The following is a 16,529-nucleotide window of genomic DNA, read 5'->3' as shown; positions in this document are numbered from 1 at the left end:
TCCGTGGTCGCCATCGCCAGGATCCTGGCCCGCCGTGTCGCCCTGCTCGTGCCGCTGATGCTCGGCATCGTGCTGTTCGTGTTCCTGGTGATGCGGTTCTCGGACGTCGACCCGGCGTCCGCCTTCTTCCAGGGCGCCAATCCGACGCCCGAGCAACTGCACGAGTTCCGTGAGGAGAACGGTCTGCTCGACCCGCTCCCGGTGCGCTACGTCGACTTCGTGGGCGCCCTGCTCCACGGCGACATGGGCATCAGCGCACTGACCCGGGCGCCGGTGATCGACCAGGTCACGACCGCGCTGCCGCTCACGCTCCAGCTCACCTTCCTGGGCCTGGGCATCGCGGTGGTGCTGTCGCTGATCGGCGGGGTGACCGCGGCGATCTACCGGGACCGGCTGCCGGACCAGATCATCCGGGTCGTGTCGCTGACCGGCGTGGCGGCGCCCGGTTTCTGGCTGGCGCTGCTGATGATCCAGTACCTGGCGGTCGACCTGGGCTGGTTCCCGACGGGCGGCTACATCAACCCGGCGGACTCCTTCACGGGCTGGCTGAAGACGATGACGCTCCCGGCGCTCGCGCTGTCCCTGCCGGTGGCGGCCCAACTCACGCGCATCGTCAGGACGTCCGTGGTCGAGGAGCTGGACAAGGACTACGTCCGCACAGCGATCGGCAGCGGACTGCCGCCCCGGGTGGTGGTCGGCCGGAACGTCCTCCGCAACGCGCTGATCAATCCGCTCACCGTGCTCGGCCTGCGCGTCGGCTATCTGCTCGGCGGCGCGGTGGTCATCGAGACGATCTTCTCGCTGCCCGGCATGGGCAAGCTGATGATCGACGCCGTGAAGAACGGCGACCCGGCTGTCGTCCAGGGCGTCGTCCTGACGACCGCGACCGGCTTCGTCGTCATCAACCTCGTGATCGACATCCTCTACCTGCTGGTCAACCCGCGACTGAGGGAAGCCTCCTGATGTTCACGCGCAAGGGGCTCACCGAGGCCCTGGCCCGGCCCGGCATCCGGCTGCGCGGCTGGCGCCGGCTGCCGCTGCTGTCGAAGATCTCCGTCTGCTTCCTGGCCGTCGTGGTCCTGGTGGCGCTGTTCGCCCCGCTGCTCGCGCCGGACGACCCGCTCGACCAGCAGCCGCCCGTCGACGGCACCGGCCATCCGTCCGCCGAGCACTGGATGGGCCAGGACAGCCTGGGCCGGGACATCATGAGCCGGCTGATGTACGGCGCCCGCTGGTCCCTCGCCATCGGGCTCGGCGCGACCGGGCTAGCGCTCGTCGTGGGCGCGCTCATCGGCGCGATCGCGGCGACCTCGCGCAAGGCCGTCGACGAGACGCTGATGCGCTGCCTGGACGTGGTGATGGCGTTCCCGGGGATCGCGCTGGCCGCCGTGCTGGTCGCGGTGTTCGGCGGCGGGATCACGGTCCTCATCTGCGCGATCGCGTTCCTGTTCACGCCGCCGGTGGCACGGGTCGTACGGGCCAACGTGCTCGATCAGTACGGGGAGGACTATGTGACGGCCGAGCGGGTGATCGGCGCCCGCACCCCGCACATCGTCTGGCGACACGTGGCCATCAACTGCGCCGCCCCGGTCCTGGTGTTCTGCACCGTCCAGGTCGCCGAGGCCATCGTCTTCGAGGCGTCGCTGTCCTTCATCGGCGCGGGCGTACGGCCGCCGGACCCGTCCTGGGGCAGTGTCATCGCGGACGGCAAGAACATGGTGCTGACCGGCGGCTGGTGGGCGACCGTCTTCCCCGGGCTGCTGATGCTGGTGACCGTGCTGTCGCTGAACATCCTCTCCGAGGGTGTCTCGGACGCGTGGGCGGCCCCGTCGGCGCGGGAGGTCGAGGTCCGCGACGAGGACGACCGGCTGGAGGCGCCGGAGCCGGGCAGCGGGGAGATCGTGCAGCTGCCGGGGCTGACGGAGGCGGCGGCGCGGCTGCGGGCACGGGCCCGTCCGCTGCCCGGCGGTGCTCAGCCGGTGCTCGCGGTGGAGAACCTGGCCATCGGCTTCGAGGCCCGGCACCAGGGCGTGGACATCGTCGACGGGATCAGCTTCGAGGTGCAGCCCGGTGAAGTCCTCGGCCTGGTGGGCGAGTCGGGCTGCGGCAAGTCGCTGACCGCGCTGACGGTGATGGGCCTGGAGCCGAAGGGGGCCCGCGTGCGGGGCCAAGTCCGCTTCCACCAGCGGGACTTGCTCGCCGAGCCGATGCGCGTGCGCCGCAAGCTGCTCGGCCACGAGATGGCGATGATCTACCAGGACGCGCTGTCGTCCCTGAACCCGGCGATGACGATCCGCGCGCAGATCAAACAGGTCGTACGACGCGGCGGCCGCCGTAGCCCCCAGGAACTGCTGACGATGGTCGGCCTCGACCCCGACCGCACCCTGCGCAGCTACCCGCACGAACTCTCCGGCGGCCAGCGCCAGCGCGTCCTGATCGCCATGGCGCTGTCCCGCGACCCGATGCTGATCGTCGCCGACGAGCCGACGACCGCGCTCGATGTGACCGTGCAGGCGCAGATCATGGAGCTGCTGCTCCGGCTGCGGGAGGAGCTGGGGTTCGCGCTGATCCTCGTCTCGCACGACCTCGCGCTGATCGCCGACATCACCGACCGGGTGGTGGTGATGTACGGCGGGCAGATCGTGGAGACGGGCGTGACCGCCGACCTGGTGGAGGCACCCGCCCACCACTACACGCGCGGACTGCTCGGCAGCGTGCTGTCCCTGGAAAGCGCGGCCGAGCGGATGACGCAGGTCAAGGGCGTCGTGCCGTCCCCCGCGGACTTCCCGGCGGGCTGCCGGTTCGCCGACCGGTGTCCGCGGGCGAGCGAGGTCTGCCGTACGACTGCTCCCGTCCTGGCGGGTACCCGCACGCATACGGCGGCCTGCCACCATCCGGCCGTCGACCTGATGGACGTGGAGGTCGCCCAGTGAGCGCGCTCGTCGAGCTGTCCGACACGCATGTCGTCCACAAGGCCCGCAGCGGCGGCCTGTTCACCCGGGACCGGGTGTACGCCCTGACCGGTGCCGATCTCGCCATCGCGTCCGGCGAGACGGTCGGCGTCGTCGGCGAGTCCGGCTGCGGCAAGTCGACGCTGGCGAAGGTGCTGGTCGGCGTGGAGCGGCCGACGTCCGGCACGGTGTCCTTCCGGGGCCGTGACCTGTGGAGCATGGCGCCCGCCGAACGCCGGGCGGCGGTCGGCCGCCACACCGGCATGATCTTCCAGGACCCGTCCACCGCGCTGAACCGGCGCCTGACGGTCCGGCAGATCCTGCGGGACCCGCTGGATGTGCACCGGCAGGGCACAGCGAAGGAACGGGACGCACGCGTACGGGAGTTGATGTCCCTGGTCGGCCTGCCGAAGGCGCTCACCGACGCGCTCCCCGGCCAGCTCTCCGGAGGCCAGCGGCAACGCGTCGCCATCGCCCGGGCCCTCGCCCTCGACCCCGATCTCGTGATCGCGGACGAGCCGACCAGCGCGCTCGACGTGTCGGTGCGCGCCCAGATCCTGAATCTGCTGCTCGACCTGAAGGAGCGCCTGGGGCTCGCGCTGGTCTTCGTCTCGCACGACATCCAGACGGTGCGGCGGATGAGCGACCGCGTGATCACGATGTACCTGGGCCGGATCGTGGAGGAGGCACCGGCCGAACTGGTGACGGAGGGTTCCCGGCACCCGTACACCCGTGCCCTGTTCTCGGCGACCCCCGGACTGCTGCACCCGATCGACCCGATCCCGCTGATCGGACCGGTGCCGTCGGCGACACGCCCGCCGAGCGGGTGCCCCTTCCGGACCCGCTGCTGGAAGGCGGACGGGGAGTGCGCCGACACGATGCCCGAATTTTCCGTTGCGTCCACTCCTGCGCACCGGTTCCGGTGTCACCATCCAGTGGAGGAGGGCCGACCGACCCGCGACCTCGTGAGCCAGGCGGCCGTACCGGAAGAGCACCAGGAGCCGACATGAAACTCCCCACCCCGCTGACCGGAGTGATCCCGCCCGTCTGCACGCCTCTGACGCCGGAGCGCGAGGTGGACGTGGACTCGCTGCTCAGGCTGGTCGACCATCTCATCGACGGCGGGGTGGACGGGCTGTTCGTGCTCGGGTCGTCCTCGGAGGCCGCGTTTCTGACGGACGGGCAGCGCAGGCTGGTCGTGAAGTCGGTGGCGGCGCATCTGGGCGGGCGGCTGCCGCTGCTGGCCGGCGCGATCGACATGACGACACACCGCGGGTGCTGGACCATGTGGCGGAGGTGACGGAGGAGGGCGCGGACGCGGTCGTCGTGACGGCGCCCTTCTACACGCGCACCCACCGCGCCGAGATCGCCCGCCACTACCGGCGGATCGCCGCCGCCTCCCCCGTGCCCGTCGTGGCGTACGACCTCCCGATGGCCGTCCACACGAAGCTCCCCGCCGACCTGGTCCTGGAGCTCGCCACCGACGGCGTGCTGGCCGGGCTGAAGGACTCCAGCGGCGACCTGGGCGCCTTCCGCACCGTCGTGACCGGCGTCCGCACCCACCCCGGCATCACCGGCTTCAGCGTGCTGACCGGCTCCGAGGTGATCGTCGACGCGGCGCTCGCGCTGGGCGCGGACGGGGCGGTGCCCGGCCTCGCCAACGTCGACCCGCACGGCTACGTCCGCCTCTACCGGCTCTGCCGCGCGGGCGACTGGGACCGGGCCCGCGCCGAACAGGAGCGGCTGTGCGGGCTGTTCGGCATGGTGGGCGTCGGTGATCCGGCGCGGATGGGGGGCAGTTCTTCGGCGCTCGGTGCGTTCAAGGCGGCGTTGCAGTTGCGGGGCGTCATCGCGTGCGCGGCGACGGCGGAGCCGCAGGTGCCGCTGGCGGAGGACGAGGTGGAGAGGGTGGGGAAGCATCTCGCTGCGGCGGGGTTGTTGTAGTCGGTTCTTTGCGGCGCCGTTGTGGCTGGTCGCGCCCACGCGGCGGAGCCGCATATCGATACAGCCCCGCGCCCCTATCGGGGCGCTTCGCTCAAGGTCAGCTCACACAGTGAACTTGACTGCTTCTAGCCACAGGTCGTTGTTCAGGGTTCCGCCGAAGATCAGGTTCTCGCCGCCGGGTTCGTCGCAACCCATGCCGTGCCAGCCCTCGTTGCGGACGTTCGAGGTCTGGCAGATGACACTCGTGCTCTCACCGACGTTGATGGCGAAACCCAGCATGTCCGGAGCGCTGTTCTTGCTGCTGCCGATGTAGTTGTCGATGCCGTCGACCGCGCCCTTCCACCCAGTGGGGTAGTGCCCCTTGCCGTCGGTCGAGTCGGGGTTGTGGACGAAGGCGGTGGCGGCTGTGCCGTTGGTGCCGGACACGGCGATGTTCAGCGCCTTGATCGGCCTGCCCTGGCCCACCGTGCCGGCGGTGGCGCCGTCGCACACCGCGGCCTGCCAGCCGAGGTTCTCCACATAGGCCCGGTAGCAGATGTGCCGGCCCGGATTCCGCGTGGCCAGCGCCTGCACGGCGACCGCGGCGGTCCTCACCCGCGGCTTGGCCGCCTCCTTCGTCACGTCGCCCCCGGACCCCGTACCGGCGGCCGGCGCCGACGCGACCGGTGCCGCGGACGAGGTCTCCGGTGTCACGACGGGCGGAGGGGGCGGGACCACGGCTTTGGGGGTGGGGGTGGACTTGGTTCTGGTGGGCGTCGGAGTGGGTGTGGGCGAAGGGGTGCGCGAGGGAGCGGGTGAGGTGGGGACGCTCTCCGCGGTGACCACTTTGCCGCTGTCGTCCGAGGTGAAGACGTCACTGCCGACGAGCGTGACGCCGACGGCGAGGACGGCCGTCAGGGCACCGCCCCAGCCCAGGCTGAGCCAGACCCGACGCCCTGGCACGAGACCACGGGGTGAACGGGCCGGTTTGCGGGCGAAGGTGTCCGAGAAGCCGTTCGGCGACTTTGAGAACTTCGGGGACTTCGAAGGCTTCGGTGACGGTGTGGGCATCGGGGGTGCTCCGGGAATCGTGGACGGTGAGTCGGGCATCGTCTTCTGGTACGTCTGGTACGTCACGAACGGCTTCCGCGGACCCGCTCAGGGGACCGTCCACTTCTGGGCCGCGTTGCCCGAGCACCAGGCGATCTGGAGCGGAGCGCCGTCGGTGGTGGCGGCGTTGGCGACATCGAGGCACTTGTCGGCGGCGACGTTGACGATGTCGTAGGCGGCGCTGTAGCGCCACTGGGTGACCGTGGTCGCGTCGCAGGAGGCCATGACGACCCGGGTGCCGTCGCTGGTGGAGCGGCCGGCCAGGGACAGACAGCGGCCGTCCTTGCGGAGGGTGCCGTTGGCGGCGAACTGCCACTGCTGGTCGGAGCCTCCGTCGCAGCCGTACAACTGGAGGGCGCTGCCGACGAGTTGGACGCACTTGCCGATGAACCCGTCGTAGTGGCCGGATATCTGGCCGAGGGGGCGGGAGAAGTCCTGGCCGGAGGTGGTGGATTCGGGGGTGCGCCTGGTCTCGGGGGCGGGCTTCTGCTTGGCGGCGGGTGGCTTGCTACTCGCGGTGGCGGTGACAGTGGCTACGGTGCCCGGGTGGTTCGGGGCCTGGGCCGTGTCCGGGGTCCCGGTCTCCTTCGTGGTCTTCCCCGGGGTTCTGGAGGGGGGTGCGGACTTGAGGGAGGGCGTGGGCGTGGGCGACGGAGCGGGCGACGTGGCCGGGATGCCGCCCGCCGCGGTCACTTCGGCGCCGTTGTCCGAGGCAGGGGCCCCGCTGCCTACCAGCGGGATGCCGAGGGCGCAGACGGCAGCCACGGCACCGGCCCAGCCCAGGCTGATCCAGACCCGGCGCCCGGGCACGAGGCCGCGGGGCGAGCGGGCGGGTCTGCCGGCGAAGGTCTCCGAGAAGCGCTGCGGGGATTTCGAGGGCTTCGGGGGCATGGGGGTTGCTCCGGGAGTCGGGAGTGGGGGCCGTAGGAGGGACAGGGGACGGTCAGACGGGTGTGGCGGGCTGGGGCAGGTCCTGCTCGTCCAGCAGCACGAGTTGGGCCGCCTCGGGCGCGGTCAGTTCGGCGACCCGCATGGCCTGACGTTCCGTCATGGTCTGGAAGAGCTGGCGGGCCGTGCGGCCGTTGCCGAACCGGTCGTTGCGCGGAATCAGTTCGACGTGCTCGGCCAGCGCCTTGCGGGCGGCCGTGCTGAGTTCGTACTGGTGGCGCTGGGCGTGGTGCTCGACGATGCTGACCAGTTCGGCCGTGGAGTAGTCGGCGAAGACCAGACTGCGGGTGAAGCGGGAGGACAGGCCGGGGTTGGAGCCGATGAAGCGGTCCATGTCGTCCGGGTATCCGGCGGCGATGACGACGACCTCGTCCCGGTGGTCCTCCATCAGCTTGACCAGGGTGGCGATCGCCTCGCCGCCGAAGTCGTTCGCGGCCCCGGCCGGGACCAGGGCGTACGCCTCGTCGATGAAGAGGACGCCGCCCCGGGCGCGGTGGAAGGCCTCGGTGGTCTTCGGGCCGGTGTGGCCGACGTACTCGCCGACGAGGGCGCTGCGGTCGACCTCGACCAGGTGGCCGCGGGCGAGCAGGCCGAGAGCCTTGAGGAGGCGGCCGTAGAGGCGGGCGACGGTCGTCTTGCCGGTGCCGGGGTTGCCGGCGAAGACCAGGTGGCGGCTGAGCGGCGGGGCGGGCAGGCCCGCCTGCTCGCGCAGCCGCACGGTCTGCATCAGCTTGACCATGCCGCCGACGTCGCGTTTGACGCCGTCCAGGCCGACGAGTTCGTTCAGCTCGGCGAGCAGGTCCTCCAGGGTCTCCGGCTCGGGTTCGGGCTCGCCCCGCTGGGCCAGGCCGGGGGTGCCGGTCGCCGGCTCGGCGGGGGTGGCCGGGGTTCCCGCGGGTGTGCGGGGTGTGGCGGGAGCCGTCGGCAGGTCCGAGAGCGTCGGGAGCAGGGCCGTGCCGACCCGGATCGCGGCGCAGTCCTCGAACTCCGGCTCGGCGCCCTCGGCGAGTTGCGCGTCGTGGCCGCAGTCGAAGACCCGGCAGCCCCGGAATCGCGGGGTGGCGCCCCGGGCCATGTGCAGCGCGGGGAACGCGGTGGCCGAGACATCGCAGTGGTCGAAGGTGCCGCCGGACTCCTCGCCGACGAGGATGCCGTTCTTGCCGGTGCCGTCGATCCGTATGCCCCGCACCTCGGCCTGTGCCTTCTGTCCCAGGACCAGGCCGCCGGCCCCCGCCCCGGAGACTCCGCCGCCCTCCATGACCAGCCGGGCCCCGGTGTCGACGGTCACGCCCGCGCCGCCCACCTCGGCGACACGGGTACCGCGCAGCACGGCGACCGCGTCGGCCGTCAGCTCGACACCGCCCCGCCGCTGACCGGTCACCGAGCAGTCCAGGAGCTGCGACTCCCGGCCGGAGCGCACCCGTACGCCCGTCTCGCCGTCCTCCACCCGTACGGCGGCCAGCACCACCTGTGCCTCGTCGTCCACCTGCACTCCGCACGCCCGCGCCCCGGCCAGCGTGGTCCGGGTGACCTCGGCCTGCGCGCTGTCGGCGGCCACCAGGGCGTGCTCCCCGCTGCCGGACACCCGGCAGCCGGTCACCACCGCGACCGCCCGCTCGTCCAGCTGCAGGGCCGGTCCGCCCGTGCGGGCGAACAGCGAGTCGGCCAGCATCACCGTCGCTCCGCCCGCCGCCAGCAGCCCACGGCCCGCCGGGTCCAGCACATGGCAGCCACGTGCCGTCAGCCGGGACGCGTCGCCGGCCTCCAGGCCGTGGCCGCCCGCCCCGGTGATCCGGCAGTCGGTCAGCTCGGCCCGGGCCTCGTGCGAGATCTGGACACCGGAGCGGGCCACGCCCTCGATCCGGCACTCGGCCAGCAGCGCTTCGGCGGTGTCCTGGACGAGGACGCCGTTGCGTCCGGCGCCCACCAGGCGCGCGTCGCGCACCAGCAGCCGTGATGCTCCGCGAACTCGCAGCGCGGATCCGGAGTTCTCCTGGATCCGCAGCCGCTCGGCGAGCAGCACGGCCGTGCCGGACAGTACGGCGCCGATGCCGTCGACCGACTCGATCACCGTGTCCTCGACACGGGCGCGGGCGTCCCCGGCGAGGTGCAGTGCGGTGTGCTGGGCACCGCTGAGCCGGGTCCCGCGCAGCACCAGGACTCCGCCGCCCAGCGGGTCCGCCAGCTCGGCGGCCAGGTCGCTGTCCAGGTCCAGGGCGGCGTTGGCGACAGCTCCGGAGCCGTCCGGGGAGCCGAGCACCTCGATGCGGCCGTGGCCGAGCCGGCAGTCCTCCAGGCTGAGCCCGGCGGCATCCTCGACCCGGATCAGCGCCTCCACGGGGTCCGCGCCGCGCAGCACCAGGCCGGTCAGCAGGCACTCCGGGGCGGTGACGGTGAGGGCGATGCCCGCGGGGGCCCGCAGGACGACCGAGCCGGGGCCGTACTCCGGCTCCAGCGTGACACGCCGGTCGAGCCGCAGGGTCTCCTCGTACTCGCCGGGCGCGACGGTGACGACCGCGCCCGCGGGCGCGGCGGCGAGCGCCGAGGCGATGCTGCGGTGGGCGCCCCGGCCCTTCGGCGCGACCCTGATGGTCCGGTCCGTCATGCGCCGCCCCCGCTGTTTCCGACGTCCCCGACGACCGAGTCGCGGATCGCGCCTGTCAAGTACATGTTGGCGAAGATCTTGTCGGCCAGCTTGCCCATGCCCGCCACCACGAAGATGTCGAAGAAGCCCTGGCGGTGGTACCAGCGTCCGGCCAGGTTCTGGGTCAGGATCGTCCGGCCGAGGCCGGTGGTGACGCCTCCGATCACGCCGGCCGCCGCACCGGCCGCGCCCACGAGCAGCGCGTCGGTGCCGTAGAGGTGGACGGTGTTGCCGTCCTTGTCCTTCACACCGAAGATCGCCGCGCTCGCGCTGCCGCCGATGAAGCCGGAGAGGGCACCGCCGAAGATGCCGAGGCCGAAGTCGTACGTGCCCGAGCGCCAGCGGGTGACCTTCTCGTTGCCCGCGAACTCGCTCTGCCAGCTGTCGTCGTTGGGGCGCCGGGAGTACGGCTGGCCCATGTCGATCTGGCCGAGGCCGGTCTTCCAGGGCCCGCCCCGGAAGGTGGCGAGGTGCCCGGCGGAGAGGGTGCCCTTGACGCCCGCGCTGACGGTCGCGCCGAAGGCCGCCTTGGCGACGTCGTTCCAGCCGAACTCGCCGCCGGTGGCGGCCGCGACGATGCCGTAGACGACCAGGTTCATGCTGAAGTCGAGCAGCCACTCCTGGCCCATCTCGACGGCCAGCATCTGGGCGGCCTTCCCGGCGAACGGGGTGTACACGGACTCGCCGCCGACACTGCGGCCGAAGTCCCAGCGGTTGGGCTCGCGCCACATCCGGCTGAAGCCCCGGTACTCGCCGAGCGCGCCGATGAAGTTGGTCTCACGGCCGATGAGCGTGGTCCGGCCGAAGGTGTCGCTGCTCCAGATGTACCCGGAGATGGCGCGCTGCTCCAGGAGTGTCGTGCCGGTCGGGCCGCCGTAGCGCCGCCACTGCTTGTGCCACTCCTCGCTCTCCAGGAAGGTGCCGTCGCCGAGATCGGTCTTGCGGCGGATGTCGATCCCGTTGTCGAACTCCTTCCACACGTTGGAGTTGAACGTGCCGCCCACGTCGGGCACGTACTCGCGCACCCGGAACGGCGCGTCGGTGGCCCAGCTGTGGATCGGTCCGGTGGCCGGGCGGGCCGGGATCTCCTGCACGGTCATGGTGTTGATGGTGGCCGGGTTGTTCGGGTCCGGAGTGGCCACCTGGTCCTGCCAGCGGGCGTCGGGCCGCCAGCCGGGGAGCACATTGCCGTTGGAGTCGATCCAGTTCCGCACCCGGTGCGGGGCGCCGCCGCCGAAGTCCATGACGTTGCCGTGCCGGTCGATCTTGTTCCACTGCCAGGTCTCGGCGCCGGTGTTCGGGTCCCGGCTGACACGCCAGGCGTCGACGGTGGTGCCGTCCCCGAGCAGCCGGTGCTCGCGGATCAGCCTTCCCCCGTCGAAGTCCTGGAACGACTCCTTGTCCCAGGCCCAGGTCTCCATGCCCCGCTGGTGCTGTGTCTGCCGGATGCCGTGGGTGCCGTTCGGGCCGTGCCACTCCAGGGTCTTGGCGCCCGCCGGGCCCGTGGCGGTGATCGTGACGGTGTTGTTGCCGCCGCCGGCCGGGTCGGGCCAGGTGTCCTTGCGGCCGACGACCATGCCGTGGGGATCGTACTTCGTCCAGTCGCCGGTGCCCGCGTGGATGTTCTGCCGGAAGGCGATGTCGCCGTTGCCCGCCTGGCCGTCCGGGCGGACGGCGGGGGCGGGCCGGTACTCGATCACCGTGCCGTCCTTGAAGCCGGTGCGGGCGACCTCCCACTGCTTGTTCGGGTCGGGCGAGTACCAGTCGCCGTCGGCCCGGTTGGGGGTGAAGCGGTCCTGGAAGAGGATGTCGCCTCGCTGGTGGCCCGGCGGCACGTGGAAGTCGGCGGCCACGTACGTGCGGTGGCCGTCGAGCTTGCCCGCGCCCTCGGACCAGGGCAGGTAGTTGGCCTGCCGGTTGACACCGTTCGGCAGCGGGACGTCGCCGACGGTGAGGTCATTGCCGCTCGCCGTCTTGCCGGTCACCCGGACGACCTGTCCGTTCCTCGCGATGTCCGTCGTGACACCGCTCATGCTGACGAACCGCACACCCCGCTCGGGCAGTCCGCCGGCGGCGGGCGTGAGCTTCCACTCGTGGATCTGGTATTTGCCGTCGAACCGCAGCCAGCTCGCGTCGGCCAGGCTGGTGGCCCGGTAGTCCCCGCTCATCGCCCAGCGTGCGAAGAACGGCGGGCGCTGCTCGGCGATCCGGTGGGTCTCCAGGAAGTCGCCGTTGCTCAGCGTCGTACCGCGGCCGTTCTCCTTGCCGTGCGGCGAGTGGGACATCCAGTCCCGCTTGGGGATGCCGTCCGCGCCCATCTCCACCTGGAAGTAGCGGCGTACGTCGTGCGGGGTCGGGGTGAAGCGGCCGAACTTCTCGTGGACGACGGTGTTCGCGCCGGTCTTCGGGTGGGCCATGGTGTCCGTCCAGCCCCGGCCCGGACCCCACTTCCTGGCCCCCTCCGCCAGGTGGTTGTAGTCCGCGTCGAAGCGGTGCCAGGTGCCGCGGCCCGCGCTCTGCGTCCAGACCGATCGGTCCAGGCTCGCCAGCACATGGCCGCCGTCCGGGTTCTGCTGGAAATGGCGGACGCGGGTGTCGACGCCCCGGACCGTGGTGACGTCGAAGTAGCTGCGGCCGCTCTCGCCCCAGTGCCGGGTGCCGTAGCGGACCGCCGCGCCGGCCCCGTCGAACTCGGTCCACACACCGCGCTGGTTGAAGCGGCCGAACGCGCCGACCCCGGCGGCGGAGTGGAAGGCATCGATGGAGCCGCCGGTGCCGAACGGCAGCGGGCGGCGCTCGAACACCTCGGTGCCGGAGTGGCCGAGCAGCCGGACCCGGCCGTGGTCGACGCCCTTGAGGTCGACCGTCCCGCCGTCGTACCAGGGCCGGTTCCCGGTCGGTGGCACCGGGTTGCCGGCCGCGTCCAGGTGGATCCGCTGCCAGGTCGGCTTGGCGCCGCCGCCCCCGGCCGGGTTCGGGTAGGTCACCTCGATGTGCTGGTTGGGCTTGATCTGGCCCTCGTGGATGACGTTGATCCGCTGGAAGGCGAGACGGCCGTCGGCGTCGTACCGCTTGAACTCGCCCTGGTGCGGGGCGCCGACACCGTCGACCCGGTACTGGCCGCTCGGCTCGCGGGTGACGTTGCCGGGTGTCGGGGTCAGGTCGGCGTCCAGGACGCGGAGCTGGTTCAGGTCCGTACGCAGGAAGCGGGTGCCGATGCCGTCGCCGAGCCGGACGCTGTCGTACAGGTGCGTGCCGTTCCCGTCGTCGACGCGGAAGACGCCGCCATGGCCGGTGTCGATCACGGAGCGGTCCAGCCTGCCGTTGATGCCGTAGAGCTGGAAGCCGCCGTCCGTCTGCTCCACACGGTGTCCGCCGCCGGGCCGCGCGGTGACCTTGATGTTCGGTATCTCGGCCAGGTTGTTGTCCACCAGCTCCAGGGCCCCGCCGGGGTGGGCGCGGACGTTCTGGCCGACCGGCACACCGACCGCGTTCTGGAGCCGGACGGTGTCGATGTCGACGCGGCCGTCCGCCGCCCGGTGGACGCGGAGGGCGGTCGGGTGATCGACGAGGAAACTGCCGTCGGCGCGAACGGTGATGTGGGAGTTCGGGATGGCGGAGCCGTCGCCCTGCTTGAGTACGGCCGGTCCGTTGACCGGCATGTGGACGAACTCGCCGTTCGTGTGGGGGCCGGTGCCGCCGGTCAGCTCCCGGACATCGGCGGTGTGGTTACCCCTGATGTCCACGGCGACATGGTCGTTGCCGCGGAGGACGCGGAAGCCGTTGCCGTCGCCCGGCTGGGGGACGGCGGTCGCGGTCGGGTACCCGTTCAGCCGGACCGTGCCGGCGGGGTCGATCCGTAGCACCCCGCCATTCAACGCGCCCCCGGTCAGCGGGAGTTCGTCGTACACGTGCTGGTAGTTGGCGTCGTAGACGACCGTGCGGTTGTTTGCGCCCGGGACGCGGTACTCGCCGCCGACCTGGGTGATGCCGCCCTGGGGTGCCCCCGCCGCGTCGGTACGGATGATCCCGCCCGGCTGGCCCGCGACGGGCGTGTGGACGAACTGGCCGTTCGCCGCACCGCCGTTCAGCGGCCGGGCCGTGTGCGTCTGAACACCCGCGCCGTCGACCACGACGTGCGGCTGACCGGCACCGCTCTCGATACGGAAACCGGTCGGCTGCTGTGGCTCCACACGAGCGCCCGGCACCGGATTGCCGCCAGCGTCGAGCAGATCGTGCGTCGTACGGCCCCCCTCGGGGAAGCGGACCATATTGCCGCCCGGCACCGGCAGAACCCGGTGGACGTAACCACCGTCGGCCCCGTACACCCGCAGCCAGCTGCCGTTCGCCTCACCCACATGGAAACCGCCGTTGCCCGGCAAGACCGTGACGTTGACGCCGGGCCGACCGGTCACACCGACCGTGCCGTTGTGGTCGATCCGCAGTGCCCCACCGTTCAATGCGCCCCCGGTCAGCGGGAGTTCGTCGTACGCGTGCGTGAAGTTTGCGTCGTACACCACGAACCGGTTGTTGGCGCCCGGCATGCGGTACTCGCCGCCGACCTGGGTGATGCCGCCCTGGGGTGCCCCCGCCGCGTCGGTACGGATGATCCCGCCCGGCTGGCCCGCGACGGGCGTGTGGACGAACTGGCCGTTCGCCGCACCACCGTTCAGCGGCCGGGCCGTATGCGTCTGAACACCCGCGCCGTCGACCACGACGTGCGGCTGACCGGCACCGCTCTCGACACGGAAACCGGTCGGCTGCTGTGGCTCCACACGAGCGCCCGGCACCGGATTGCCGCCCGCATCGAGCAGATCGTGCGTCGTACGGGTCCCCTCCGGGAAACGGACCAAGTTGCCGCCCGGCACCGGCAGAACCCGGTGCACATAACCACCGTCGGCCCCGTACACCCGCAGCCAGCTGCCGTTCGCCTCACCCACATGGAAACCGCCGTTGCCCGGCAAGACCGTGACGTTGACGCCGGGCCGACCGATCACACCGACCGTACCGTTGGCGTCGATCCGCAGCACCCCACCACCCAACGCACCCCCGTTCAACGGAAGTTCGTCATACGCGTGCGTGAAGTTGGCGTCGTAGACGACCGTGCGGTTGCCTGGCCCGGGGACGCGGTACTCGCCGCCGACCTGGGTGACACCGCCCGGCTGGGGTGCCCCGGCCGCGTCGAGGTGCCGTATTCCGTTTGTGCCGCCCGGCAGTACGTCGATGCCGACCCTCGTACCGCCGAAGTGGCCGCTCTGCAGGGTGATCTGGTGCTCGGCGCCGACCAGACGGGTGCCGTGGGCGTCCACGTCGAAGTCCCAGTGGCGGGTCTCGCCCCCGTTGACGTGCTCGATGCGGACGACGTTGCCTTGGCCGATGCGTTCTGCGCGCAGACCCTGGACACCGTCCGGGTTGACGATGTTGGGGCGCGACCCCGGGGTGATGTCGACGCGGACGCCGTCCAGGCCGGGCACGTTGACGGCGTGGGCGGGTGCGCTGTTGGTTCCGGAGGGTCCGGCCACGGTGATGTGCGGAGGCGGGGCCTGAGGCGTGAGGGTCTGGAGCTCGATGCCCCGGACGATCTGGGTACCGATCTGCTGGTGGTTCAGGCCGGCGTTCAGGTGGTAGTCGGTCCGGCGGACCGAGCCGTTGCCGAGGTCCTGCTCCACCCGCAGGAACTGGTCGCCTCCGCCCGACGGTGTCTCGTAGGTCGCCCGGACTCCCGGAGTGTCGGGGACGACCCGCGGCCCGGTGGCCGTCGGGGTGACTTCGACCCGCACGTTGGGCAGGCCGGGGATGTTGGTGAAGGTGTGCTGGAAGTTCAGCGACTGGCCGTCCTGCACGAAGACCCGGATGCTGCGGTGCTGGTCACGGAACGCGGTCAGGTCGACGCGGCCGAGCCTGGGCAGGTCGACGACGAGGCTGTCGTTGCCGGGCAGGCCCAGGCCGCCGTTCCTGGCCGGTCCCCCGGTGCCGGGCGGCGGTACGTGCGAGGCCGGGCTGCCGTCGAGCCCGCCCGTGGGCGTGTGCTGGACTCCGCCCGGTGTCGGGGTCCCGGTCAGCGCGTTCGCCGGCGCCGGGTTCACCGCGGGCGTGCCGGTGACGGGCGCGTCCACCCGGCCGAGAGCGGACGCGGGCGGTGCGTCCACGTGGGCGGCCCCGGCCGGGACGTCCGACACGACCCCTGTCGGTCCGCCCGCGTTGCCGGTGCCGGGGAGGTCCACGCGGCCCACGGACGGCACATTGACGCTCCCGGTGGCCGGAACGTCGACGCGACCCGCGGACGGAACGTTCACGCCTCCCGTGGCCGGAGCATCCACCCGGCCCACCGGCGGCACACCGACCCCACCCGCCGCCGGCACATCCACGCGCCCCACCGGCGCCACACCCACACCACCCGCGGCCGGCACATCCACCCGACCCACGGTCGACAGACTCACCCCACCCGCCGCCGGGACATCCACCCGGCCCACCGTCGACAGGTTCACGTTCACGCCGGCGACCGACGGGACGTCCACGCGGCCGACGGATGGCACGTTCACGCTGCCGACCGACGGGACATCCACCCGGCCCAGGGTCGAGCCGACGCCGTTCACCGAGGGGATGTCAGTCACCCGGGCGGCCATCCCCGGGGCGTCCACCCGCGCCGTCGTCGGGCCGTTCGCCACCGCCCCGAGGCTAGGCACGTTGACCTGGTGCACGCCCACCGCGGGGACGTCCGGCACGCCCCCCATGTTCACCGTGGGCGCGTTGACCTGCCCAAGGCCCATCGTGGGCACGTTGACCTGGGCGACGGCCGGGACATCGACCTGGCCGACGGACGGTGGCGACACGGAACCGACGCCGTGCGCCGAGGGGATGGCCGAGGGGATGTCGGTCACCCGCGCGTCCACCGAGGGCATGTCCACCCGCACCGCGGTCGGACCGGACGCCACCGAACCCAGACTCGGTAC

General features: G+C 72.0%; 7 protein-coding genes and 1 pseudogene. 4 read left to right on the top strand and 4 right to left on the bottom strand.

What is annotated here, in order from left to right; translation table 11 throughout:
• Positions 1-3 precede the first annotated feature (3 nt).
• The 4 genes and pseudogenes from ACTWQO_RS37940 (at position 4) to ACTWQO_RS37925 (ending at position 4,895) form a co-directional block, all read left to right on the top strand.
• Entirely contained in the window at positions 4-963 is a 960-nt protein-coding gene (locus tag ACTWQO_RS37940) for an ABC transporter permease (protein ID WP_443241927.1), read from the top strand.
• The gene (locus ACTWQO_RS37935; protein ID WP_443241926.1) at positions 963-2,933 is read left to right on the top strand and encodes a dipeptide/oligopeptide/nickel ABC transporter permease/ATP-binding protein; all 1,971 of its coding nucleotides are present in this window, start codon (positions 963-965) and stop codon (positions 2,931-2,933) included. The genes ACTWQO_RS37940 and ACTWQO_RS37935 overlap by 1 nt, the downstream gene beginning before the upstream one ends.
• A complete protein-coding gene (locus ACTWQO_RS37930) occupies positions 2,930-3,961 on the top strand; it encodes an oligopeptide/dipeptide ABC transporter ATP-binding protein (protein ID WP_443241925.1) in 1,032 nt (343 codons plus the stop codon). Before ACTWQO_RS37935 ends, ACTWQO_RS37930 begins: the two co-directional genes overlap by 4 nt.
• Positions 3,958-4,895 (top strand): annotated as a pseudogene (locus ACTWQO_RS37925) (dihydrodipicolinate synthase family protein). The gene ACTWQO_RS37930 and the pseudogene ACTWQO_RS37925 overlap by 4 nt, the downstream one beginning before the upstream one ends.
• Before the next feature lie 102 nt (positions 4,896-4,997).
• Here the strand turns inward: ACTWQO_RS37925 and ACTWQO_RS37920 are convergent.
• The 4 genes from ACTWQO_RS37920 to ACTWQO_RS37905 are packed head-to-tail and all read right to left on the bottom strand — an operon-like array spanning position 4,998 to position 16,511.
• Positions 4,998-6,011: a hypothetical protein gene (locus ACTWQO_RS37920; RefSeq protein WP_443241924.1), complete on the bottom strand. Its 1,014-nt coding sequence runs from the start codon at positions 6,009-6,011 to the stop codon at positions 4,998-5,000.
• A 21-nt stretch (positions 6,012-6,032) separates the two neighbouring features.
• On the bottom strand, positions 6,033-6,875 hold the full coding sequence (locus ACTWQO_RS37915; RefSeq protein WP_443241923.1) for an RICIN domain-containing protein: 843 nt from the start codon (positions 6,873-6,875) through the stop codon (positions 6,033-6,035).
• Positions 6,876-6,927: 52 nt separating this feature from the next.
• Positions 6,928-9,537, bottom strand: a complete 2,610-nt coding sequence (locus ACTWQO_RS37910; protein WP_443241922.1) for a right-handed parallel beta-helix repeat-containing protein — start codon at positions 9,535-9,537, stop codon at positions 6,928-6,930.
• Positions 9,534-16,511, bottom strand: a complete 6,978-nt coding sequence (locus ACTWQO_RS37905; RefSeq protein WP_443241921.1) for a hypothetical protein — start codon at positions 16,509-16,511, stop codon at positions 9,534-9,536. Before ACTWQO_RS37905 ends, ACTWQO_RS37910 begins: the two co-directional genes overlap by 4 nt.
• Positions 16,512-16,529 lie beyond the last annotated feature (18 nt).

Source organism: Streptomyces sp. 4N124, assembly GCF_052245395.1.
Classification (GTDB): Bacteria; Actinomycetota; Actinomycetes; order Streptomycetales; family Streptomycetaceae; genus Streptomyces.
This window is presented reverse-complemented; position numbering and strand designations above follow the sequence as displayed.